20 protein-coding genes and 1 pseudogene are annotated in these 22,179 nt (G+C 58.8%); 14 read left to right on the top strand and 7 right to left on the bottom strand.

Annotated features, from left to right (window positions below):
• From RBH71_RS20220 to RBH71_RS20200, 5 genes are all read right to left on the bottom strand, one after another.
• A complete protein-coding gene (locus tag RBH71_RS20220) occupies window positions 1-423 on the bottom strand; it encodes a TadE/TadG family type IV pilus assembly protein (RefSeq protein WP_003515401.1) in 423 nt (140 codons plus the stop codon).
• Window positions 424-569: 146 nt separating this feature from the next.
• Window positions 570-1,415, bottom strand: coding sequence for a RadC family protein (gene radC, locus RBH71_RS20215; protein ID WP_003515400.1), 846 nt, complete (start codon window positions 1,413-1,415; stop codon window positions 570-572).
• Between the two features lie 12 nt (window positions 1,416-1,427).
• The gene (gene map / locus RBH71_RS20210) at window positions 1,428-2,261 is read right to left on the bottom strand and encodes a type I methionyl aminopeptidase (protein ID WP_003515399.1); all 834 of its coding nucleotides are present in this window, start codon (window positions 2,259-2,261) and stop codon (window positions 1,428-1,430) included.
• A 31-nt stretch (window positions 2,262-2,292) separates the two neighbouring features.
• Window positions 2,293-3,012 carry a DNA/RNA nuclease SfsA gene (gene sfsA, locus RBH71_RS20205; protein ID WP_003515398.1) on the bottom strand — a complete coding sequence of 240 codons (720 nt, stop codon included), beginning with the start codon at window positions 3,010-3,012 and terminating at the stop codon, window positions 2,293-2,295.
• Window positions 3,013-3,042: 30 nt separating this feature from the next.
• Complete coding sequence (locus RBH71_RS20200; protein WP_003515397.1) at window positions 3,043-4,902, bottom strand: PHA/PHB synthase family protein; 1,860 nt, start codon at window positions 4,900-4,902, stop codon at window positions 3,043-3,045.
• A gap of 138 nt (window positions 4,903-5,040) precedes the next feature.
• Here RBH71_RS20200 and RBH71_RS20195 point away from each other — a divergent pair, with 138 nt between their 5' ends.
• The gene (locus RBH71_RS20195; RefSeq protein ID WP_003515396.1) at window positions 5,041-5,463 is read left to right on the top strand and encodes a hypothetical protein; all 423 of its coding nucleotides are present in this window, start codon (window positions 5,041-5,043) and stop codon (window positions 5,461-5,463) included.
• A gap of 384 nt (window positions 5,464-5,847) precedes the next feature.
• On the opposite strand, the gene fnrN is transcribed toward RBH71_RS20195, so the two are convergent.
• Entirely contained in the window at window positions 5,848-6,573 is a 726-nt protein-coding gene (gene fnrN, locus RBH71_RS20190) for a transcriptional regulator FnrN (protein ID WP_003515395.1), read from the bottom strand.
• Between the two features lie 212 nt (window positions 6,574-6,785).
• On the opposite strand from fnrN, the gene hemN reads away from it, so the two are divergent.
• From hemN to RBH71_RS20150, 8 genes and pseudogenes are all read left to right on the top strand, one after another.
• Window positions 6,786-8,135, top strand: coding sequence for an oxygen-independent coproporphyrinogen III oxidase (gene hemN / locus RBH71_RS20185; protein ID WP_025593527.1), 1,350 nt, complete (start codon window positions 6,786-6,788; stop codon window positions 8,133-8,135).
• Window positions 8,136-8,249: 114 nt separating this feature from the next.
• Window positions 8,250-8,534, top strand: a complete 285-nt coding sequence (locus RBH71_RS20180) for an acyl carrier protein (protein ID WP_019566223.1) — start codon at window positions 8,250-8,252, stop codon at window positions 8,532-8,534.
• Between the two features lie 89 nt (window positions 8,535-8,623).
• Window positions 8,624-9,103: a 3-hydroxyacyl-ACP dehydratase FabZ family protein gene (locus tag RBH71_RS20175; protein WP_003515392.1), complete on the top strand. Its 480-nt coding sequence runs from the start codon at window positions 8,624-8,626 to the stop codon at window positions 9,101-9,103.
• 209 nt (window positions 9,104-9,312) lie between these two features.
• The gene (locus RBH71_RS20170) at window positions 9,313-10,509 is read left to right on the top strand and encodes a beta-ketoacyl-ACP synthase (protein ID WP_003515391.1); all 1,197 of its coding nucleotides are present in this window, start codon (window positions 9,313-9,315) and stop codon (window positions 10,507-10,509) included.
• 12 nt (window positions 10,510-10,521) lie between these two features.
• The gene (locus RBH71_RS20165) at window positions 10,522-11,805 is read left to right on the top strand and encodes a beta-ketoacyl-ACP synthase (RefSeq protein WP_003515389.1); all 1,284 of its coding nucleotides are present in this window, start codon (window positions 10,522-10,524) and stop codon (window positions 11,803-11,805) included.
• A 152-nt stretch (window positions 11,806-11,957) separates the two neighbouring features.
• A complete protein-coding gene (locus tag RBH71_RS20160) occupies window positions 11,958-12,986 on the top strand; it encodes a zinc-binding dehydrogenase (RefSeq protein WP_003515388.1) in 1,029 nt (342 codons plus the stop codon).
• A gap of 4 nt (window positions 12,987-12,990) precedes the next feature.
• Window positions 12,991-13,921, top strand: a pseudogene (locus RBH71_RS20155) (lipid A biosynthesis lauroyl acyltransferase).
• Window positions 13,922-14,200: 279 nt separating this feature from the next.
• Window positions 14,201-14,899 (top strand): hypothetical protein, encoded by a 699-nt coding sequence (locus RBH71_RS20150; RefSeq protein WP_003515385.1) that lies wholly within the window; start codon window positions 14,201-14,203, stop codon window positions 14,897-14,899.
• A 43-nt stretch (window positions 14,900-14,942) separates the two neighbouring features.
• Here RBH71_RS20150 and RBH71_RS20145 read toward each other — a convergent pair whose 3' ends face one another.
• Window positions 14,943-15,746 (bottom strand): TSUP family transporter, encoded by an 804-nt coding sequence (locus RBH71_RS20145; RefSeq protein WP_035252176.1) that lies wholly within the window; start codon window positions 15,744-15,746, stop codon window positions 14,943-14,945.
• A gap of 179 nt (window positions 15,747-15,925) precedes the next feature.
• Here RBH71_RS20145 and RBH71_RS20140 point away from each other — a divergent pair, with 179 nt between their 5' ends.
• The 5 genes from RBH71_RS20140 to recJ all read left to right on the top strand — a co-directional run bounded on the left by RBH71_RS20140 (window position 15,926) and on the right by recJ (window position 22,102).
• Window positions 15,926-16,885: a nucleoside hydrolase gene (locus RBH71_RS20140; RefSeq protein ID WP_003515380.1), complete on the top strand. Its 960-nt coding sequence runs from the start codon at window positions 15,926-15,928 to the stop codon at window positions 16,883-16,885.
• A 300-nt stretch (window positions 16,886-17,185) separates the two neighbouring features.
• The gene (locus tag RBH71_RS20135; RefSeq protein ID WP_003515379.1) at window positions 17,186-18,406 is read left to right on the top strand and encodes an LL-diaminopimelate aminotransferase; all 1,221 of its coding nucleotides are present in this window, start codon (window positions 17,186-17,188) and stop codon (window positions 18,404-18,406) included.
• 61 nt (window positions 18,407-18,467) lie between these two features.
• Window positions 18,468-19,778, top strand: a complete 1,311-nt coding sequence (locus RBH71_RS20130; RefSeq protein WP_323687467.1) for a homoserine dehydrogenase — start codon at window positions 18,468-18,470, stop codon at window positions 19,776-19,778.
• A 187-nt stretch (window positions 19,779-19,965) separates the two neighbouring features.
• The gene (locus tag RBH71_RS20125; RefSeq protein ID WP_025593517.1) at window positions 19,966-20,190 is read left to right on the top strand and encodes a hypothetical protein; all 225 of its coding nucleotides are present in this window, start codon (window positions 19,966-19,968) and stop codon (window positions 20,188-20,190) included.
• 103 nt (window positions 20,191-20,293) lie between these two features.
• A complete protein-coding gene (gene recJ, locus RBH71_RS20120) occupies window positions 20,294-22,102 on the top strand; it encodes a single-stranded-DNA-specific exonuclease RecJ (protein WP_080580966.1) in 1,809 nt (602 codons plus the stop codon).
• The last annotated feature ends 77 nt before the right edge of the window (window positions 22,103-22,179 follow it).

The following is a 22,179-nucleotide window of genomic DNA, read 5'->3' as shown; positions in this document are numbered from 1 at the left end:
TCATGCTCCTCCGATCCGGATTGTGGAAAAACGCCGGATGACCGGCTCGGGCAGGGTGTAGCTGTAGAGGCTCCAGATCGGCAGATCACGGGCGTCATATTCCACCTTGACCGTGAACTGGTTGGCATTGGCGGGATCGGTGGCGACGTTGACCGTGAAACGCGTCTTGTCCATGAAGGCGTAGCTGAGGTCACTTTTGGTGACGAAATCACGGGCCAGCTGCTGGCGCTCGGTCGTATTCAGTCCGGCAACTGCCGTCCTTGCCGCGTCGGCGGCGATCTGCTGCACAGAATAGGCGGCCATCAGGTAGATACCGTAGGCAATCATTGTCAGCAGGACGAGAAAGAAAATCGGCGCGACGATAGCGAACTCGACAGCGGACGAGCCGGATCGATCACGAAGGAAATGCACTCCATTACGCATAAAGCACCCCCGTTTCTTCAGGCACCAAAGTCAGATGCCTTTATTCTTATTTTCGGAAATGCTAATTTATAGGTGTTAATTTTGTATTGATGTCGCTCTTATGGGTTGCAGGCCGGGAAAGCCCTTCGCGTTAATACCCATGGATTTCAGATCAGCCGAAGCCCTTTGAAGCTGGCGTGGCCGTCTTTGCCGATGATGATGTGGTCGTGCACCGCTATCCCCAGCGGCTTTGCCGTATCGATGATGGTTTTGGTCATCTCGATATCGGCACGCGAGGGGGTAGGGTCTCCACTCGGATGATTGTGGATTAGAATCAAAGCTGTAGAGGAAAGTTCGAGGGCGCGGCGCACCACTTCGCGCGGGTAAACCGGCGTGTGGTCCACGGTTCCCTGACCCTGCACCTCGTCGGCGATCAGGACGTTGCGCTTGTCGAGGAACAGGATGCGGAATTGTTCGCGGGTTTCATGGGCCATGGCGGCATGGCAATAGTCGATGACCGAAGACCAGGAGCCGAGAATCTGCTTGTTGCGGAGTTCGCCTTTCAGCATGCGCTGGGAAACGGAGGCGACGAGCTTCAGATCGAGCGCCACGGCCTCACCCACGCCCTTCACCTCCTGCAACAGCGGCAGCGGCGCGCCGAGCACCCCGCCAAGGGTACCAAAGCGGGCGATCAACGCCTTGGCGATGGGTTTGGTATCACGCCTCGGTATCAGCCGGAAAAGCAGAAGCTCCAGCAGTTCGTAATCGGCAAGGGCGGTATCGCCGCCGTCGCGATAACGCGCCCGCAGCCTGTCCCGATGGCCGTGATAGTGTGCGATCTCCGCTTCCGGCTCCGCAACGGCTGCGGGGTGTTCCGAGGTCTTCTTCACCGCACTTCGCGGTTCGGCAAAGAAGCCGCGCTCATCCGTTCCGTCGAACAGATCGCCGTTTCCCGCCTGAAAGCCAGAGGTCGATGGAAGATCGGCGGAAGGCGGGGCAGGGCGTTTTGCCATGGCGGTCTGGCCTTATGCGAGTGGCGGCAGGCCCGGACGGTCAAAGCCGCCCGGCGACAGTGTGAAGATTTCGCAACCGGTCGCGGTTACGCCGACCGCATGTTCGTATTGCGCGGAAAGGGAGCGGTCGCGCGTTACTGCCGTCCAGCCATCGGAGAGTACCTTCACATGCGGCTTGCCGAGGTTGATCATCGGTTCGATGGTGAAGATCATTCCCTCGCGAATCTCCGGGCCTTCGTCCGGGCGGCCGTAGTGCAGGATATTGGGGGTGTCGTGGAACAGGCGTCCAACGCCGTGGCCGCAGAAATCACGCACCACCGAGCAGCGTTCCGCCTCGGCATAGGCCTGAATAGCCGCGCCGATCGCGCCGGTGCGCGCACCCGGTTTCACTGCCGCGATGCCGAGCATCAGGCATTCATAGGTCACTTCCATCAGGCGTTCAGCCGCGCGCTTGATCGTGCCAACCGGATACATGCGGCTCGAATCGCCGTGCCAGCCGTCCAGAATATAGGTCACGTCGATATTGACGATTTCGCCTTCGCGCAGCGGCTTTGCGTCTGGAATGCCGTGGCAGACCACATGGTTGATAGAGGTGCAGACGGATTTCGTATAACCGCGGTAATTCAGTGTTGCCGGCAAAGCGCCATAGTCGGCGCCGAACTCGAAGACGAAACGGTCGATGGCATCAGTCGTCACACCCGGCTTGACGATTGCCGCCAGTTCGTCGAGGCAACGCGCCGTCAGCTGGCACGCCTTGCGCATCCCGTCAAAATCCTCAGGGGTATAAAGGCGGATGACGCCGGTATTCTTGAGGGGGGCGGAGGCTGCGTCTATATAGGTGACCATCATAGTGCTTTCTGTCTCTTTACGTCCCTGTTCATAAAACAGCCGGACGCCATTCGTCCATCTTAACCGTTCCCGTGACTGAAATTTGTGCCGGGGAAACGTCGCATTTCACCGCATAGGCCTCCACGCCGCGCGACATGGCCCGCTGAAACGCCAGCGCATAGACCGGATCCAGATCATCGCAGATGCGCATCCGGTCGCAATCGTTGCGCTGAATGAGATAGAGCATCACCGCGCGGTGACCCGCCTCCGCTGCGTCGCCTAGCTCCTCCAGATGTTTGGCGCCGCGTTTGGTGGCGGTATCAGGGAATTCGGCCAGACCTTTTTCGCGCATGAAATGCACGTTTTTCACTTCCACATAGGCATCCGGCCGCCCAATTTCGGAAAGCAGGAAATCGATGCGGGAATTGCGGCCGTATTTCTGCTCGCGCCGGATCGTCGAATAGCCGGCAAGCTGCGGGATGCGGCCATTGAGGATCGCTTCTTCCGCCAGCCGGTTCGGCATGCCGGTATTGATGCCGACCACGGTGCCATCGGCCTCGACCATTTCCAGCATATGCCGGTACTTGCGGGTTGGGCTGTCATGCTCGGACAGCCAGATACGCGAGCCGGGCGTGGTCAACCCGCGCATGGAGCCGGTATTGGGGCAGGAGCCTGTAATCGCCGTGCCGTCCTCCAGAACAGCGTCGAAGAGGAAACGCTTGTAGCGGGCGATCAGCGTGGCGGGAACGAGTGGGGGCGTGAAGAGCATGTGGCCTGAAAGGTGAGAGGTGGGGGCTGGTCAGGACAGGACGTAGGTTCCGGGTGCATCACCGAGCACTGGTCGCTTGCCGTCTCCCGGCGCCCTTGCCTTTACCTTCTCGCCATTCTGGCTTTCGATCCAGTTTTGCCAGTGCACCCACCATGATCCCTTGTGGGCCGTGGCTGCGGCCTGCCAGGCATCGAAGTCTCCGGATGGTGATGCGCCTGTCCAATATTGGTATTTTTCGGATTGCGGCGGATTGACCACACCGGCTATGTGGCCGGAAGCGCCGAGCACGAATTCCACGGGGCCGCCGAACAGTGCCGCCCCCGTGAAGACCGATTTCGCTGGCGCGATATGGTCGTCGCGGGTGGCTAGATCATAGACGGGGATTTTTATGTCGCCGAGGTTGATCCGCTTGTCCGCCACGCGCATCAGCCCGCGAGCGAGATTGTTGTCGAGATAACAATTGCGCAGATAGAAGGAATGGCAGGCAGCGGTCACCCGGGTCGAATCTGAATTCCAGTAGAGGAGATCGAAGGGCAGGGGTTCCGTGCCGCGCAGATAATTATCGACCATATAGGGCCAGATGAGATCGGAGGCGCGCAGCATGTTGAAGACTGTGGCCATGATCGAGCCATCGAGATAACCGACGGCCTGCATGTGCCTGTCGAGCGCGGCGAGCTGGCCTTCATCGATGAAGACCTTGAGGTCGCCCGCATGGATGAAATCCGTCTGGGCGGCGAGAAGTGTGGCGCTGCGAATGCGCTCATTGCCTTCCTGCGCATGCAATGCCAGGGCCGAAGACAAAAGCGTGCCGCCGACGCAATAGCCGATGGCGTTGATCTCTTTTTCGTCGGTTTGCTCCTCGATCGTGTCGAGGGCAAAATCGATACCTTCGCGGATATAGTCCTCCCAGCCCTTGTCGGCCAGCCTGGCGTCCGGGTTGATCCACGAGACCATGAACACGCTGTGACCCTGATCGAGACACCATTTAACGAAGGATTTCTGTGGGTTGAGATCGAGGATATAAAATTTGTTGATCCATGGCGGCACGATGAGCAGCGGCCGTTTGAGGGCCTTTTTCGTCGTCGGCGCGTAATGGATGATCTCGCAGAGCGGGCTTTTGGCAACCACCTTGCCTGGTGTGATGGCGATGTTCTGGCCGATGACGAATTTGCTGTAATCGGTCTGGCGCAGTTTCAGATGGCCGTGGCCGGCCGCGACATCTTCGGCAAGCTGTGCCATGCCCTTGACGAGATTGGCGCCGCTGGACGCGACCGTCTCGCGGAAGACCTGCGGATTGGTGAAGACGAAGTTGGCCGGCGAGAGGGCTTCCGTCACCTGGCGCATGTAAAACAACGCCTTGGTGCGGGTGTGCTCGTCCAGCCCTTCGGCTTCCATAACCATCCGGTCGGCAAAACCGACGGTGGTCTGATAGGCTTTGAGGAGAAAATCGAAAAATGGATTGGCCTGCCAGTCCGCGTCGGCAAAACGCCTGTTCTTTCGCTCTGCCGGGCCGGTCTCCGTGGCCTTTTCCGAGCGGGAATCGGCATCTTCCGAAAACTGCGCCACGGATTTTGTCCACAGATCGAAATAGCTGGAAAGCAGGTGGGTCTGCGCTTCGAGTGAACGCTTCGGTTCTGCCATCCAGTATTCGGCGACATCGGAGAGCGTCTTGACGATGTCGGTCATCGGATCGGCGCTGGTCTGCGGAATTTCACCGCGTTCGCGGGGCGCCAGCCATTCGGACGCGGCTTTGCCGAGGTTTTCCAGCGCGCGGGCGATGTTGACCGCAAAGGCTTCCGGGTCGCGGATCAGGTAAGCCTCGGCGGATGTGGCGTCGAAACCGGGCGTTTTGCCACCCTTTTTCTCTGCCCCGCCGTCAACACCTGCCATGCGCTGTCCTCCACCAAATTTGTGTTTGCACATTCTGCATGAAAACGAATACAAGTTCCACCAGCAAGGGGAGGCCACGAAGAGCCGAACCGCAGTCGAATTCGATATCGGCGATATCCTTACAGGCGGAACATGACGATGGGCAAGCACATGGGTACATGGGGAAGATTTGCGGAAAATGCTGGAAGGATCGCCCTTCTTTCGCTTTCCGGCGCCATGCTCGTTACAGTACTTGCCGCCTGCAAGACCCCGGCACCGATCGTCGCACCGGCCCATATGCCCCACCCGCAAGCCCAAATCGTCGGCCCGCGTCCCGTCAGCGACAATGTGGTGAGCCAGAGACGCGATACCGGCACCTATCCAAGCTTTTCAGCACCGATTACGGCTGCCGGCAGCCAGATGGGGGATGACGAGGCGTCCAAAATGGAATCGAACCTGTCGCGCCTCGGTGCTGCACGCCGCAACGGCCAGATTTCGGAAGCTGAATACAAACGCCGAGTCGCGGAATTGCGGGCGCTTGGCGAAAACCAGAAGCCGGTTGCGACGCCTGTTACGCAGTAAGGTTCTTCCGTTCGTCGTTCTGGGGCCTTTACCGAGAATCGACAACCTGTGGATCTCGAGATTCGCTCGGCACAAGGCCGAGGATAACGGCAATCCTTGTGCTTCATTCTATTACCAAGCAGCTCTCATAACCCCTTATTTACCCTGCCTTTGAACCATATGCTTACTGAAGATGTTAAGCGGATGGATGCGCTTTGCCGCTTATGATGCGGTCATAACAAACAGGCCGCTGAAAAAGCGGTAGACAGGGTGAAATATCATGAGATGCATCGCTGCTTTGCTGGTTCTTGCCGGTTTTGCGCTCGCACCCGCGCAGGCGCGGGCGCCGTACATCAACATCGGAACGTCAGCGCCTCAGGGACGATGAAAGTTGAAAAACGCCGGTCAGTCGTTTCCGGCGGCTTCGCTGAGCATATCGAGGTCCGGCACTGTAATATGACGGTTGTTCTCGATGCTGATCGTGCCTTCCTTGCGCAGCTTAGTCATTTGCCGGCTAACTGTTTCGATGGTGAGACCAAGGAAGTCAGCTATGTCTGCGCGCGATAGCGGCAGGTCGAACGTTGATTTATCGTCCTTTTCCGGATCGATATGCGTGGCGATCATATAAAGGAAGCTGGCAACCTTTTCCTGTGCCGATTTTCGGCCAAGTGTCAGCATCCAGTCGCGCGCCTCATCCAGTTCCTTCAGAGACTGGCTGTGAAGCTTACGTTCCATATCCGGCACTTCGGAAACCATGCGGTCGACGATGCGGCGCGGGAACAGGCAGATTTCCACATCGGTTGCGGCTTCCGCTGTCATCTTGCTTTCCGCCATGAACGGGCGGCCGAGAAAATCCGGTGCAAATTGCAGGCCGACGATCTGCTGGCGGCCATCCGACATCATCTTCGAGAGCTTCACCACGCCGTTGAGAATGTTGCCGTAGGAGCTGACGAGCTCCCCCTGGGCAAGCAGCTCGTTGCCCGCTTCCAGCTTCTTACGGCTGGAATGACGGTTGAGGTCGCAGAGCTGCTGCGGCGTCAACGTGCTGCAAAGACCACCGTGACGCGCCTCGCAGGAGCGGCATACGACGGGATATTCCGAATTGTGGATGGTCTTCTGTAGCGTGTCCATCAGCCTTTTCCGATGCTGGCTTTAAGGGACGAATGCGACCGCAGGTGTAAAATCCGGTCTTTTCGAAGGCTTGCGCCGCGTAGTCGTCGCCCCCGCGTCTACTTTAGCAAGAACTTAAGGTGCAATTTGATTGAAGTCAAAGTTGCAAACTGTCGCAGCCGTTACTCAAGGGGAGGAAATCGACATTTTCTTGATAAAAGGCAAATCCGGGGATGAAAACCGAACTTCTTCGCAAATATTCGGGCGCCGTGCCGCGTTACACGAGCTATCCTACCGCGCCGCACTTTCACGAGGGAATCGATAATGGCACCTATCGCCGCTGGCTCGGCGAGCTTGGCCACAGGAACCGGATATCGCTTTACCTGCATATTCCCTATTGCGACCGGCTGTGCTGGTTCTGTGCCTGCCACACCAAGCACACGCTGAAATACGAGCCGATTGCCGTTTATCTTGAGGCACTTAGGCGGGAGATAGAAGCCGTCGGCTCGCTTGTTTCCCCCGATGCAGTGGTCAGCGCGGTGCATTTTGGCGGCGGTTCTCCCACTATGCTGAGGCCTGAAGACATGGTGGGCCTGATGGACTGTCTAAGACGCCATTTCACCTTTGGTCTGGCGCCCGAAATCAGCGTGGAAATGGACCCGAACGATCTTGACGAAAGTCGCTATGACGCGCTTGCCGTCATCGGCATGACGCGCGCGAGCCTCGGTGTGCAGGACTTTGATGACAAAGTGCAAAAAACCATCAACCGGATTCAGACCTTCGAGCAGACGGAATCGGTGGTAGATGCCGTGCGGGCAAGGGGCGTTCACTCGGTCAATTGCGACATTCTCTATGGCCTGCCGTTCCAGACCTGCGAGACATTGCAACAGACGGTTGACCAGATCATCTCACTCGACCCCGACCGGATCGCGCTGTTCGGTTATGCGCATGTTCCGTGGATGAAAAAACACCAGTCGCTGATCCCTGAGCAGGCATTGCCAGATATTGCCGAGCGCTACCGCCAGATGACGATGGCGGCGGAGATGCTCGGCAAGGCGGGTTACCGGGCAATCGGGATCGATCATTTTGCCAAGCCCGCCGACACTCTGAGCCGGGCGGTCGAGACGGGGGAGCTGCGGCGGAATTTTCAGGGCTACACCACTGACACGGCTGATGCCCTGATCGGGCTTGGTGCATCCGCGATCGGCCGGTTGCCCCAGGGCTACGTGCAGAACATGGTGGCGACAGGGGAATATCAGCGGATGGTGGGCGAGGGTGGTTTCGCGGTTCTCAAGGGAATAGAATTGTCTGACGAGGATCACCTGCGCTCCTATGTCATCGAGCGGCTGATGTGCGATTTTTCGCTCGATCTGGGCGATTTGAAGCGGCGTTTCGGCAAGGCCAGCCATTCCGTCAGCATGGAGGCGCAGCTTTTCGCTGGCGGCGACAGGGACGGTGTGGTGCGGATGGATGGCGATGTTTTTGCCGTGACGGAGGCGGGAAAACCCTTTGTCCGTCATATCGCGGCAACCTTTGACGCCTATCTCGGCAGCGGACGCGGCCGTCATTCGGTTGCTGTTTAGGCAACAGTTTTAAGGCAAATTTCAAAGTTACGTCACGAAACCATTGGCTTTTTTGTGCGACTTGCCTATGTGGTGCGTCAGACAGGATATTTAATACGAACGACAATAAGGATTATGGGCGTGACAGCTACATTCGACAAGGTTGCCGACATTATCGCCGAAACCAGCGAAATCGACCGCGAAACCATTACGCCGGAAAGCCACACGATCGACGATCTGGGCATCGACAGCCTCGACTTTCTGGATATCGTTTTCGCCATCGACAAGGAATTCGGTATCAAGATTCCGCTCGAGCAGTGGACGCAGGAAGTCAACGAAGGCAAGGTTACCACCGAAGAATATTTCGTGCTGAAGAACCTCTGTGCCAAGATCGACGAATTGCGCGCAGCCAAGGGCTGAGGCGATAATGCCCGCTTCGAGCGGGCATTCCTTTTTCTGGACCTGACCTTCAGGGACGGGTCGTAACCGACCAGAAACGGGCCGGACGGATGCTGCTTGAATATTTTCAGATGATCGACAAGGTCGAAGCCGTGGATATGGCGACGCGCACATTGAAGGCGCGGTCTGTCGTTCCCGACAAAAGCCCGGTTTTCGAGGGACATTTCCCCGGCATGCCGCTGGTTCCGGGCGTGCTTCTGATCGAGACCATGGCGCAGGCTTCCGGCATGATGGTTCTGGCGTTCAGCGATTTTTCCGCCATGCCCTTCCTGATGTCGGTTGACGGCGCCAAGATGCGCACCTTCGTGGAGCCGGGCGCGGTTCTCGATATCGAGGCGGTGTTGGAACATGACGGTTCGGGTTTTGCAGTCACCAAAGCGAAGATCACTTGCGAAGGCAAGAAGGTCTGCGATGCGCAGCTGAAGCTCAGGACAATGCCTTTCAGCGAAATTCCGCTCGCGCCTATCGTCAGGAAGCGGGCCGAGGAAGTCGGCCTGATGGCGGCGATTGTCGCGGATGCGCAAAAATAAGCGCTTCCGCTGATGCCGGGAGACGGCATTTTTCCCCTAGACCCGGTTTTGATTCACGAAAATCGTGGGCTTGTGCTGGCGGATCGGGCCTTCACCATTGCCAATCCGCATCGCGCGCTTTATTCCGCAACGCATGGAGTGGTCGTTTGCGACCGCTGTTGGATAGCCGTGACCGCTTCAATGGGTCAGGCTGCAAAGGATGACAGACGATGAAATCTGACAATGATGTGGTGATAACCGGGGTCGGCATCGTGACCTGTCACGGCGTCGGCAGCCAGGCGCATCTTGCGCTTCTTTCGGGAACTGCGGCGCCGGCAACGGTGATCGAGACCGAAAAGTTCAAACCCTATCCGGTTCATCCCATGCCGGAGATCGACTGGTCCACGCAGATTGCCAAGCGCGGCGACCAGCGCCAGATGGAAAACTGGCAGCGTCTCGGCGTTTTTGCCGCCGGCCTCGCGCTTGATGATGCAGGGCTGAAGGAAAACCCGGAAGCCTGCGCTACCATGGACATGATCGTGGCTGCCGGCGGTGGCGAGCGCGACATCAATGTCGATACGCTGATTGTCGATGAGGCGCTGAAACGCAACGACCGCGAAGTGCTGCTCAACGAGAAGCTGACGACGGAATTGCGTCCGACCCTGTTTCTCGCCCAGCTTTCCAATCTGATGGCCGGTAACATCTCCATCGTGCATAAGGTCACAGGGTCCTCCCGCACCTTCATGGGCGAGGAAGCAGCCGGCATTTCCGCAGTCGAGACTGCGTTTCACCGTATCCGTTCCGGCGAATCCAGCCACGCCCTGGTGGGCGGCGCCTTCTCGGCCGAGCGCCCGGACATGATCCTGCTGTTTGAAGCGATCGGCGCGCATGCGCAGGGCGATTGGCAGCCGCTTTGGTCGCGTGGCGGCCAGGACGGCGGCGGCATGATTTCCGGTTCGCTGGGAGCCTTCCTGGTGCTGGAATCGCGCAAGCACGCCAGTGAACGCGGCGCACGCATCTATGCCCGTATCGACGCCATCGAGGGCGATCGCGGTAGCCGTGATGACGGCAAGATGGAAAAGCGCATGGAACGGCTGCTTGCCCCTGCAAAGGACAGTGCTGCGACCGTCGTGTTTTCCGGTGCGAGCGGTTACGACGCCGTGACGCAGCGTGAAAAGAATATTCTCGAAAAAGCTTTGCCGCAGGCCGTCATTCGCGGTTTCGGCGGTATCACCGGCCATGGACTTGAAGCACAGTTCCCGCTTGGGCTGGCGCTTGCTGCCCTGACGCTTGAAAGCGGCGCGAAGGTTCCTACTTTCGATGGCGCCGCGGAAAAGCCTATGGGCGAGGCGGCCAGCGAAGCGGTCGTCACCACCGTCGGCCATGTTCGCGGCGAAGGTGTTGCCGTTCTGTCCCGTGACGTGTGAGGAGAAAAGACCATGACTTCCAACTTCAAGGATCATCTCGGTCGCCCGATCGTTGCAGTCACCGGTATGGGCATCATCACATCGCTCGGGCAGGGTCTTGCCGATAACTGGGCGGCTCTGACTGCGGGCAAGTCGGGCATCCACAAGATCACCCGTTTCCCGACGGAGGGGCTTTCCACAAGGATCAGCGGCACCGTCGATTTCATCGACATCCCGGTTCCGAATTCCGTCGAGCGCTCTTATGCCTTTGCACGCGAGACAACCATTGAGGCTTTGGCGCAGGCCGGCATCTCGGGCGATTTCGATGGCCCGCTGTTTCTGGCTGCACCACCGATCGAGCCGGAATGGAGCGCCCGTTTCGAGCTTGCCGACCGGTCTCCGCCGGCCGCCCAGCCGGGTGATGCCTATGAACGGTTCCTGACGGCTTTCCGTCAACGTCCGGACCCGGCGTTTCAGGAAGCGGCTCTTTTCGGCGCGATTTCGGAGCGTCTTTCGGACCGCTTTGGTACACGCGGCCTGCCGGTCACGCTCTCGACGGCCTGTGCATCCGGCGCGACCGCCATCCAGCTTGGTGTCGAGGCTATCCGCCAGGGCCGCACCGAGCGCGCGCTGACGGTTGCGACAGACGGTTCGGTCAGCGCCGAAGCGCTGATCCGCTTTTCGCTTCTCTCGGCGCTGTCGACCCAGAATGAGCCGCCGGAAAAGGCATCCAAGCCGTTCAGCAAGGACCGCGACGGTTTCGTGATCGCCGAAGGTGCGGCAACGCTGGTGCTGGAATCGCTGGAATCGGCAATTGCGCGCGGCGCGAAGGTTCTCGGCATCATCAAGGGCGCCGGTGAAAAGGCGGATAGCTTCCACCGCACGCGTTCCTCGCCAGATGGCGGCCCGGCGATCGCGACGATCCGCGCCGCACTTGCAGATGCGGGTGTTGCTGAAAGCGATATCGGCTACATCAACGCCCACGGCACCTCGACGCCGGAAAACGACAAGATGGAATATGGCTCGATGCTTGCCGTCTTCGGCGAAGGCCTGAAAGACATTCCGCTGTCATCCAACAAGTCGATGATCGGCCATACGCTGACGGCGGCCGGTGCTGTGGAGGCGGTGTTCTCGTTACAGACCATGCTGACCGGCACCCTGCCGCCGACGATCAACTACAACAACCCTGATCCGACCATTTCGCTCGATGTGGTGCCGAATGTGAAGCGGGACGCGACGGTCAATGCCGTGCTTTCCAACTCCTTCGGGTTCGGCGGGCAGAATGCCAGCCTTGTCATGACGCGTGAACCGGCCTAACCGGTTCCGCCAGAAGACAGGGGCGTTTCCGGCCTGAACGAAGCCCGGGAACGCTCTCGCTGGTGTGACTACACATTCCGACCGCAAAACCGTTACAGAGTTTTGCTGGAATTACTCTTGAGATAGACGCCTCCGGGCGAAGGACTAAAAACATGCGCGCTCTTCAACTCGTGGACGACCGGAAGCTCGAAAAAGTGGACCTGCCTGAACCCGATGCACCAGGTCCGGGCGAGGTGACGCTGCGCGTCAAGGCCGTGGCGCTGAACCACATCGACGTCTGGGGCTGGCGCGGCATGGCTTTTGCCAAGCGCAAGATGCCGCTGACGATCGGTGCTGAGGCTTCCGGCGTGGTGGAGGCCATTGGCCCGGGCGTTTCGAATGTGCTGCCTGGCCAGCTCGTTGCGATCTACGGCGCGCGCACCTGCGGGATCTGCAAGCCGTGCCGTGAAGGCCGTGACAATCTTTGTGAACATGTTCAGGGCGTGCACGGTTTCCATCTCGACGGCTTTGCGCAGGAAAAGATCAATATTCCGGCCCGCCAGCTCGTTCCGGCGCCGCATGGCGTCGATGCCATCGGCGCGGCTCTGGCGCCTGTGACCTTCGGCACGGTCGAACACATGCTGTTTGACAATGCCAAGCTGGAATCGGGCGAAACGATCCTCGTGCATGCCGGCGGTTCCGGCATCGGCACGGCGGCGATCCAGCTTGCAAAGAAGATGGGCTGCACCGTCATCACCACGGTCGGCTCCGACGACAAGATCGAACGGGCGAAGGCTCTGGGTGCAGATCACGTCATCAACTACCGGACCGACCGTTTCGAAGGCGTCGTGCGCAAGCTGACGAAAAAGAAGGGTGTAGACGTGGTGTTCGAGCATGTCGGCAAAGACACCTGGGCGGGATCGATGTTCTCGCTGAAGCGTGGCGGCCGTCTCGTCACCTGCGGCTCAACCTCAGGCGTATCGACCGATATCAACCTGATGATGCTGTTCCAGCAGCAGCTGAAGCTGCTCGGCTCCTTCGGTTGCCGCATGGAAAACATGGCCAACGCCATGCAGAAGATGGCGCGCGGCATCGTTCACCCTGTTATCGACACCGAAGTCACCTTCGAGGATATCGACCGGGCGCTGGAGCGCATGGAAACGCGCCAGGTATTCGGCAAAATCGTTCTGCGGATGGATTGACGCCTTGAAACTGTTCATTACGCGGATCGTCCTGAAGCTGGACCATTTCCGGCAATGGCTGATTGCGACGTTTGCCTTCGGCCTTCTCAATCTGCTGAAGATATTTCCAGCTGACGCGGGAATTCGCGCTGCCGACAGGCTGGCGCGCTTGGTGGGGCCGAAAACCGGCCGCCACAAGCTGATGCTCTACAATCTGGCGCGCGCCTTTCCGGAGAAATCCGAAGAGGAGCGGCTTACCATCGCAATGGACAGCTGGGGCAGCATGGGGCGGCTTGCGGCGGAATATGTCTTTCTCGACAGGCTGTTCGATTTCGATCCGGAAAATAGCGAGCCGGGCCGTATCCGGGTCGAGGGTATTTCGACCTTTATCGAGCTTCGCGATAACCCGCGGCCCTTCATCGTATTTACTGCCCATAGCGGCAATTTCGAATTGTTGCCGGTGGCCAGTTCTGCCTTCGGTCTGGATGTGACGGTGCTGTTCCGGCCGCCGAATAATCCTTTCGTGGCCGACAAGGTGTTCAAGTTCCGCAAGGAACGCATGGGCAATCTCGTGCCGTCGCATGCCGGCTCTTCCTTCGCGCTTGCGCGGCAGCTGGAAAGGGGCGGCGGTGTCGGCGTGCTCGTCGACCAGAAGTTCGGCAAAGGCTTGACGACGAAGTTCTTCGGCCATGAGGTGCGCACCAACCCGCTTCTTGCCAAGCTGGTGCGGCAGTTCAATTGCGATGTCTATCCCGCCCGCTGCGTGCGTCTGCCTGATAACCGCTACCGGCTGGAAATAGAGCCGAGGGTTGAAATTCCGCGCGATGAAAAAGGAAATGTCGATATTCAGGCGACGGCGCGAGCTTTTGAATGACAAGGTGGAAAGCTGGGTCCGCGAATATCCCGAACAATGGCTGTGGTATCACGACCGTTGGGACGTTAAACACCAGATCTGATTATTTGCAGCGCGGCCGAATTTCTAGTGATTTTTTACAGAATTCGGCCGTAAAATTGCGTTTTTAAGTATTTTTACTTATTAGTGGAACCTTATTTTTCGTTCATGGATTATCGAAATTGAAAAAATAGCAGTAGCTATGATATTTTAGAGATTAATCCCTGCGGCGGTCCTGCGTGTCGTTACGTCATTTTTTAATGCACAGACGCTACAATGAGGGGATAAGTGTCTATCCATTCGGATTGGGAGCGGGCTGTTTGCCCGTTCAGGGAGAGTTGGGTTGAAAGATTTGATTGAGCTGTTCTGGCTGCGTTATACGGAACTGCAATCAGCGGTTGGTAAGAACGAGGCCGACAAGATCGCAGTGCTGGAGCGTGAACTGGAGCTGCTGCTTGATCGGGTCATCGGGCGTAAGACCGGCAGTTCCGAGGACATTCGTGAGCAATTCCGTTTCGCCATCGACCTCCTTAATCACGAGGCGGAAGATCTCGGCTGCGTGCAGCGCAACTCCGATCTTTTGAGAACGCTGGTTGATCGCTATGTCGGCATGCCGCTCAAGGCAAAGGTGATCGGCGACGAGGACGAGGACATCCTGGAGTGGCATCACCGCCATCTCATTCTCGATGAGGATATGCTGAACGACCTCGATGAGCCGGTGGTCGTCGTCTCTCCCGGTTATCGGGTATCATTCGCCAATGGGATCGATGCTTTTCCGCGCAATACGCCGGAAGGGCCTTTGGGATGTCATATCGCCGAGCTTGTCGGAGTGCACCGTTTTCAGAACGATCTGCGGGAGAGGCTCGACAATTGCTTCAAGGGCGGTACGTCGAAATACACCTATGCCGAAGATCATGACGGCCATACGATCGTAAAATCGCTGGAAATGTCGCCCTGCTATTCCTCCAACTACAAGCTGGTTGGCGCAATGGTGGTCATCCGCGAAATCGCCGATCGCAGGCGCCGTCGCGCCACGGCATAAATTCACGGTTCGAACGCAAGCTTCGAGCCGTGTCCTTTTCCTGTCATTTCGGGAAGATGGTTTCCCAGATCGTGGAGATTGACCATGCGGATGATGCATCCGCAAGAAGCTTCGTCGCCATTGCCAGACAGGAAAGAACCAAAAGCGGGCGGATGATCTTCGCGCCGTTTTTCATCGCGAAACGCGATCCGATCTGCGCGCCGACGAACTGGCCGATGCCCATGGCGATGCCAAGCTTCCAGAGAACCGCGCCTCCAGCCGCAAAAACAACAAAGCCGCCGAAATTCGAACCCAGGTTCAGAAGCTTGGTATGGGCGGTTGCCTTCAGCATGCCGAAGCCGGCAAGCCCCACGAAGGCAAGCATGTAGAAGGAACCCGCGCCGGGGCCGAAAACGCCATCATAGAAACCCACGAGCGGTGCGGCGGTGAGGCCGAACACGAAAGGCGTGATGCGGCGATGGCTGTCGATATCGCTGAGCTGCGGCTTGAAGGCGAAATAGAGGGCAATCGCGATCAGCAGGAAGGGCATGATGGTACGCAGGAAGTCTGACGGCACGAAGGCGGCGGTGAAAGCACCGAGCCCGCCGCCGATCATCGCCATGATCGCCATCGGCAATTGTTCCCTCAGATTGACATGGCCGCGGCGGGCATAGGCAATGGTGGCCGACGCCGAGCCGAACTGCGATTGCAGCTTGTTGGTGCCGAGCGTATCGAGCGGCGGAATTCCCATGATCAGCATGGCCGGGATAGTGATGAGACCGCCGCCGCCGGCGATGGAATCGATAAATCCGGCAAAAATGGCGACGCAGAAAAGAACGAGGAAAACGTTGAGGGCGATGTCTTGCACTTGGCATGTCCAGGCGGGCTTAAGGGAGAGGGCCTCTTCTTTCACCGAAAAGATCGCCACGCAATATTTTTCTCTCCGATCCGAGACGGGCAGGGGGATTGCGGTGTTGCCGCTTATGGTTATGTTTCCGTGGCGCACCGCCAGACGCGGCGATGGCGAGACATCAGGATGAGGGCATTATGCATAAAGTGATATTCGATACGGACCCCGGTGTAGATGATGCCATGGCGCTTCTTTTTCTGCACCGTCACCCCGATATCGATCTGATCGGCGTCACCACCGTCTTCGGCAACGCGCCCATCGATATCACCACTCGCAATGCGCTCTTCCTGAAACGGGAATGGCAGATGACGGCGCCGGTAGCGAAAGGTGCGGGCGTGACCTTCGATCCGGCCCGCAAGGAAGGCCACTGGCCGACTTTCATCCATGGCGAAAACGGTCTCGGCGATATCGATATTCCAGAGACCATCGATCTGCCGCTCGATCCGCGTCCCGCGCATCGCTTTATTATCGAGACGGTCAAGGCCAATCCCGGCGAGGTGACGCTGATCGCTGTTGGTCGCATGACCAATCTGGCCTTGGCGCTGCGTGAAGAGCCGGATTTTGCGGCATTGGTGAAGCAGGTGATCGTCATGGGCGGCGCCTTCGATATCAACGGCAATGTGTCGCCGGCGGCCGAGGCCAATATTCACGGTGATCCGGAAGCGGCCGATCTCGTCTTCACCGCGCCCTGGCGCGTGGTCGTCGTCGGCCTGGACGTGACGACGAAAACGGTGATGACGAGCGCCTTCATGGCCGAGATGGCAGAGGCGGGCGGCAAGCCGGTGCGGCTGCTTTCCGATCTGTCGCAATTCTACATCGATTTCTACAAGACACGCACCGGCGATGGCATGGTGGTGCATGACAGCTGCGCCTGCGTTTACCTTGTCGCGCCCGAACTGTTCGAGACCCGCAGCGGCCCTGTACGCGTCGTCTGCGGCGGGCTTGCCGATGGCCAGACCATTCAGAAGCCGGATGGCCGCGCCTTTCCGCCGGGCGACTGGGACGGGCATCCGAGCCAGCTCATCTGCACCGATATCAAGCCGGAGCGGGTGCTTTCCGTCATCCGCGCGGCAATTGTGAAGGGCGAGCGTGACTGAACGGCCGGAATGGCCGTTCTTGACCATGGTCTGCCTTGCAATTTCCAAGAATCTGGCGTTATGCAGGTTTCCTGATTACATTGCGCAATTCGCCTTGCCTGTGGTCTGAAAAGGCCGCGCCGGAGCCACAAGGCGGATGATCGCGATGCCGCGTGGACCGAGAAAACCGCTGTAGGTTTTCTTGTGCTTTGCGGTACAATGAATAGCGCCCGCCGGATCGGTTCGTGTCGGCGGCGTTTAACAACAAGAACGAACTTCGTTATGGGCCGGTAGAACCGGTCCATTTCCATGAGGAAAGTGATGGAAGAGTTTCATAAGGTCCGGCGTCTGCCGCAATACGTCTTCGAACAGGTCAACCGTTTGAAAGCGAGCGCGCGAGCGGCCGGGGCCGATATCATCGATCTCGGCATGGGCAATCCCGACCTTCCGACCCCCAAGGCGATCGTCGACAAGCTGTGCGAAGTCGTTCAGGACCCTCGCACCCATCGCTATTCCTCGTCCAAGGGCATTCCCGGCCTTCGCCGCGCGCAGGCTGGTTATTATGCCCGCCGGTTCGGCGTGAAGCTGAACCCCGATACGCAGGTCGTCGCGACCCTTGGTTCCAAGGAAGGTTTCGCCAATATGGCGCAGGCCATAACCGCGCCTGGTGACGTGATCCTGTGTCCGAACCCCACCTATCCGATCCACGCTTTCGGATTCCTGATGGCGGGCGGCGTTATCCGTTCCATGAATGTGGAGCCGGACGAGAGCTTCTTCGGGCCTCTGGAGCGGGCGGTGCGCCACTCCATTCCGAAACCGCTGGCGCTGATCGTCAACTATCCGTCGAACCCGACGGCGCACGTTGCCTCGCTCGATTTCTACAAGGACGTGATCGCATTTGCGAAGAAACACGAAATCATCGTGCTTTCCGACCTTGCCTATTCGGAAATCTATTTCGACGACAACAATCCGCCGCCTTCGGTTCTCGAAGTTCCCGGTGCAATCGACGTTGCGGTGGAATTCACCTCCATGTCGAAGACCTTCTCCATGCCGGGCTGGCGCATGGGCTTTGCCGTTGGCAACGAGCGGCTGATCGCGGCGCTGACCCGCGTGAAGTCCTATCTCGATTACGGTGCCTTCACGCCGATCCAGGTTGCGGCGACGCACGCGCTGAACGGCGACGGCTCCGACATCGCGGAGGTACGCAGCGTTTATCGGCGCCGTCGCGACGTCATGGTCGATACGTTCGGCAAGGCGGGCTTCGAAGTTCCGCCGCCGGCGGCAACGATGTTCGCCTGGGCGAAGATCCCGGAAAAGTTCCGCCATCTGGGCAGCCTGGAGTTTTCCAAGCTTCTGGTCGAGAAGGCAGACATTGCCGTTGCTCCCGGCATCGGCTTCGGCGAAATGGGCGATGATTACGTCCGCCTCGCGCTCGTTGAAAACGAGCATCGAATTCGTCAGGCAGCGCGCAATCTGAAGCGTTTCCTGTCGAGTGCTGACGAAACGATGCACAATGTCGTTTCGCTCAATGCCCACAGATAAGGGCAACCGAAGGCGGCCGGGCCCCGGCCGTCACCATCACCAGCAAATCAGGAACATACCCATGGCAGATTCATTGAGAATCGGCATAGCGGGGCTCGGCACTGTCGGCGCTTCGCTCGTGCGCATCCTCCAGCAGAGAAGCAACGAACTTGCGATTACCTGCGGACGCGCGATTGAGATTATTGCAGTGAGCGCGCGCGACCGTTCGCGTGACCGCGGCATCGATCTCAAGGGTATTACCTGGTTCGATACGCCGGAGCAGCTTGCCAACGAAGCCGATATCGACGTGTTGGTGGAACTGGTCGGCGGTGCTTCCGGCCAGGCGGAAAAAGCTGTGCGCGCAGCACTTTCGCGCGGTCTCCATGTGGTGACAGCCAACAAGGCGCTGCTCGCCAAGCACGGCGTCGAGCTGGCCACGATTGCCGAAGACAAGGGTGCGCTTCTCAATTTCGAAGCGGCTGTGGCCGGCGGTATTCCCGTCATCAAGGCGCTGCGTGAATCTCTCACCGGCAACAACGTGTCGCGCATCTACGGTATCATGAACGGCACCTGCAACTACATCCTGACCAAGATGGAGAAGGAAGGGCTGTCGTTCGAGGTCTGTTTGAAAGAAGCGCAGCGGCTGGGTTATGCCGAAGCCGATCCGGCCTTCGATATCGAGGGTAACGACACCGCCCACAAGCTCGCCATTCTGACGACGCTTGCCTTCGGCAACAAGATTTCGGCCGACGACATCTATCTCGAAGGCATCACCAACATCTCCAGCGAGGACATTCTGGCGGCCGCCGAGCTCGGTTATCGCATCAAGCTTCTCGGCGTGGCGCAGGTGACCGAATCCGGTATCGAGCAGCGGGTGCATCCGACCATGGTGCCGCTCGATTCCGTTATTGCGCAGGTTGATGGCGTCACCAATGCGGTGGCGATCGAGTCCGATATTCTTGGCGAGCTTCTGATGGTTGGCCCAGGTGCGGGCGGCAATGCCACGGCCTCTGCCGTGCTCGGTGACATCGCCGATATCGCCAAGAGCCGTCCCGGTGCCCAGCAGGTTCCGGTGCTCGGCCGTCCGGCGAAGTCGCTGACCGATTATCGTCGCGCCAAGATGAAGAGCCATGAAGGCGGCTATTTTATCCGGCTGACGGTGAAGGACCAGGCGGGCGTCTTCGCCTCCATCGCTACCCGCATGGCGGATAACAACATCTCGCTGGAATCCATTGTGCAGCGCCAGCGCGTGCATGTGGAAGGCGCGCCGCAGACGATTATCCTCGTGACCCACGCGACGATGGAAGATGCGATCCGCAAGGCCGTCAAGGCGATCAAGAACGAGAAATATCTGGTTAGCGAACCCCAGGTCATCCGCATCGAGCGGACCTGAGACGCTTTACAATTTTTCTGAATTTGAGGGCCGCGCCACCATATGGAGGCGCGGTCTTTTTTCTCCCGAAACCCGTTTTGGTGACCACCGGATAAGCCGCCATAAAATTTGAGGGGATCGCCTCAGAACCGCTGGAAAACAACGCGATTCGGCTCTATGGTTAATCATGTTACCAAGCGAGGGAGGCGTGGCTGTGACATCGATTATCCTTTTCAAGGACAGTAAGCGCGAAAGCGTTCTGGCCGCCCATCATCGGGCGAGGCCTCACAATGCCAACGACAATATTCGAGGCATGGAATTCGATATTGCCGAATATGAGCGCAACTGGTGTTCACTTGCGGTGTTTTCCCTGTTGCTGCTGGTCGGCGCGGTATCGATCGTCAGCCCGTTTTTCTCGATTTTCTCGGTGTGAAACCTCATACGGGCGTTTTTGCTTGAAAAAGGCGCCATCGCCATTTAGCCCGTTGTCATGACAAGGCGCGGATACGCATTCGCATGACAGGACGATGGACAGGATGGCAATGATGGAGCCGGCCGATACCGTGGTCCGCGCATTTCTAAGCGTGGAGCGGTCGGCGACAGAGCAACGTTGGGTTTCGCGGCTGGATCAGGCCGCACAGAACCGTGCGCTGGCCATGTCCCAGATCCATGCCATTCCCGAACTGATTGCCCGGGTGCTGGCCGGGCGAGGGGTGGGGGTGGATGAGGCTCTCGCTTTCCTCGATCCGACCATTCGCTCATTGATGCCCGACCCGCATGTGCTGACAGATTGCGAAAAGGCTGCCGAAAGGCTGGTCCGCGCCATCGAGACCGGTGAGAAGGTGGCGATCTTCGGCGATTATGACGTTGATGGCGCCGCGTCTTCCGCGCTGATGTATCGGTTTCTCGCGCATTTCGGGCTGACGCCGGAAATCTATATTCCAGATCGTATTTTCGAGGGTTATGGGCCGAACCCGGCGGCGATGCAGCAGCTTGCCGCCAATGGCGCGACCCTGATCGTGACGGTCGATTGCGGCTCCACCAGCCATGAATCGCTGAATGCCGCAAAGGATGCGGGAACAGATGTGGTGGTGATCGATCACCACCAGGTCGGTTCGGAACTGCCGCCGGCGGTGGCGCTGGTTAATCCCAACCGCGAAGACGATCTTTCGGGGCAGGGGCATCTCTGCGCCGCAGGCGTGGTGTTTCTGGTTCTGGTCGCCACCCTCAGGCTATTGAAGGACAGGCGCAACAGACAGGCGTTCACGATCGATCTGCTGGCGCTGCTGGATATAGTCGCACTCGCAACCGTATGCGACGTGGTGCCCTTGAAGGGGCTGAACCGCGCCTATGTGGTAAAGGGGTTGATTGCCGCGCGCCATATGAACAACGCCGGGCTGGCGGCGCTGTTCAGGAAGGCGGGGTTGGGTGGGCCGGTGACACCGTATCATTTCGGTTTCCTGATCGGGCCACGCATCAATGCCGGTGGCCGTATTGGCGATGCCGCACTGGGTAGCCGTCTGCTTACACTCGACGACTCGTCACAGGCGGACGTGATTGCCGAAAAGCTGGATGAGCTGAACCGCGAGCGACAGGCGATGGAAGCCGTGATGCTGGCGGAAGCCGAAGCGGAAGCGCTTTATGAGTATGGCGACGGGTCTGGCGCTGGCGTCATCGTTACCGCACGGGAAAACTGGCATCCTGGCATCGTCGGACTGCTTGCCTCACGCCTCAAGGACCGTTTCCGCCGTCCGGCCTTTGCAATCGCTTTCGATCCCTCTGGCAAGGGTACAGGCTCCGGCCGCTCGATCAATGGTTTCGATATGGGCAAAATGGTCCGCGCCGCTGTGGATGCCGGCCTGCTGGTCAAGGGTGGCGGTCACGCCATGGCCGCGGGCCTGACGGTGGAACGCGCCAATCTCGGCAAACTCCGGACCTTCTTCGAAGAAGCTGCCGCAAAGACGGTGAGCGAGCTGGTGGAAAGCAGCGTGCTGAAGATCGACGGTGCGATTGGTGCGTCCGGTGCGACCCTGCAGCTTGTCGATCAGCTGGAACAGGCAGGTCCTTATGGCTCCGGCCATTCTCAGCCCATTTTTGCCGTGCCTGCCCACCGGCTGCGTGATGTGCGTCTGGTCGGCACCTCACACGTCAAGATCACGCTGGAGGCCATGGATGGCTCACGGCTGGACGGCATCGCATTCCGCGCCGCAGAGGCCCCTCTGGGGCAGATGCTGCTGAATGCGCGTGGCAGGTCCATCCACGTGGCAGGCACCGTGGGTGCCGATCTCTGGCAGGGCCAGAGGCGTGTGCAGCTGCGTGTTCTGGACGCGGCTTTCGCGCCCTGACAGTCGGCACAGATCGAGACTTGACTTTACGGGAAAAGCTGAAGGACGGCCGGAAACGGCATGCATCCTCTATCTCA

Origin of the sequence: Rhizobium sp. AN68 (genome assembly GCF_030758035.1) — a bacterium.
GTDB classification, from domain to species: domain Bacteria; phylum Pseudomonadota; class Alphaproteobacteria; order Rhizobiales; family Rhizobiaceae; genus Agrobacterium; species Agrobacterium tumefaciens.
The sequence above is the reverse complement of the archived record's forward strand: the minus strand, read 5'-3'. Positions and strand labels throughout refer to the sequence as shown.